The 1821-nt window shown below is 39.8% G+C and carries 1 protein-coding gene; it reads left to right on the top strand.

The features are described from left to right. Positions 1 to 235: 235 nt before the first annotated feature. On the top strand, positions 236 to 1816 hold the full coding sequence (locus H5072_RS18425) for a LysM peptidoglycan-binding domain-containing protein (RefSeq protein ID WP_149602939.1): 1581 nt from the start codon (positions 236 to 238) through the stop codon (positions 1814 to 1816). The last annotated feature ends 5 nt before the right edge of the window (positions 1817 to 1821 follow it).

The raw sequence follows: 1821 nt of genomic DNA, 5'->3' as shown, positions 1-1821 counted from the left end.
AGAAATTTATCTCGGTTACAAAAAACAATGAACCTTGGGGAAACTTTGCGAGTCTGAGACAGTTCAAAGACAATTTTTAATGCAAAAACTAATACTTTAATATTTATTTCATTAGAATCATTAACTTAAGATATAGTGATGATTCTATTTCTGCGTTTTAAAAAGTCATTAAGTGGCAATGTTAACTCATAACAGGTAGTATTCGCCGAGTTTTTTACCCGATGTATTGGTATTTATGAATAAATCTCCCCTATTAGTAGCCTTGGCGTTAGCGCTAAGTGGTTGTCAAACTGTGACAACATTAGAGTCAGACTCTCAAGTTGCCACACAAGCAAACCAACAACTCGAAGGCGCAAGTCCTAACGACATTAACAATGCATTGATGGTAAACGCACAATATCAGCAAGTTGACTCTGATGAGCAAGAAGCGCCCGTGTTTGATGATGTGTGGGAGCGAATTCGCTACCAACTTTCTATCGAAATACCGCAAAACCGCCCTGTTGTTACTGAACGTAACTATTACGCTCGCCACCAAGCCTATTTAGATCGTATTTCTAAACGTGCAGAACCTTACTTACACTTTATTGTTGAAGAAGTAGAAAAGCGCGAAATGCCAATCGAAATTGCACTACTGCCTATTGTAGAAAGCGCATTTGACCCATTTGGTTATTCTAATCGCAGCGCATCGGGCATTTGGCAGTTTATGCCTGCAACCGGTGAGCGATTCGATTTAAAACAAAACTGGTGGTACGACGGTCGTCGCGACATAGTGCAGTCGACTCGCGCAGCACTTGACTACTTGTCGTATTTACATAAAACACTTGAAGGCGATTGGCTAAATGCGATTGCTGCTTATAATTCAGGTGAAGGGCGCTTGATGCGCGCTATTAAAAAGAATCGTAAAAAGCATTTACCTACCGATTTTTGGTCTCTTGATTTACCTAGCGAAACAACAGCCTACGTACCAAAGTTATTAGCACTTGCCGATTTATTAAAACGCTCAGATGATTTTAACGTTACATGGCAACCAGTAATTAATGCACAAGTGGTTGAAGTGGTTGATGTTGGCTCGCAAATAGATTTAGCACTTGCTGCTGATATGGCCGATATGACGCTTACTGAGCTATACAGATTAAACCCTGGTTTTAACCGCTGGGCAACTGATCCTAATGGCCCACATTCTTTATTACTGCCAGTAGATAAAGCAGAGCAATTTAGCCAAAAACTAGCAAACACTGATGTTAAAAACAGATTACGCTGGCAACGTTATATTGTGGCTCGAGGCGACAGCTTATCAGTAATTGCCAAAAAGTTTACAACGAGCTCAAGTGCAATCCGATCGCTTAATAAACTCAAATCAAATACGATTAAAGTAGGCCAAGAATTATTAGTCCCGCTTACTGATGGCGCTATAAATAGCGAACATTTACCAAAGCAGATGCGCTTAGCTGCTAATAAAGCAACTCGCACAAAGCTTTCGCACACAGTTAAAAGTGGCGACACGTTATGGGACATTAGCCGCGAATATGACGTAACTATGGATGAGTTGGCTAAATGGAATAAGCTAAAGAAAAACTCTGTACTGCGCCTAAATCAAAAACTTACTGTTTATAAGTCAGCTAATAAACCACAAGCAACGGCAAGTACCAACCGTACTATTACATACAAAGTACGCCGTGGTGACTCACTTGCACGTATTGCGTCTAAGTTTAATCTAAGCGTTAACGAAATTATTAAGTGGAATAATTTAGCCGGTCAAAAATACTTACAACCTGGCCAAAAGCTAAAACTTAAAGTAGATGTCAGAAGTAGTTAATTTAT

This window comes from Pseudoalteromonas sp. SR45-5 (assembly GCF_014163565.1).
GTDB classification, from domain to species: Bacteria; Pseudomonadota; Gammaproteobacteria; order Enterobacterales; family Alteromonadaceae; genus Pseudoalteromonas; species Pseudoalteromonas distincta.
The sequence above is the reverse complement of the archived record's forward strand: the minus strand, read 5'-3'. Positions and strand labels throughout refer to the sequence as shown.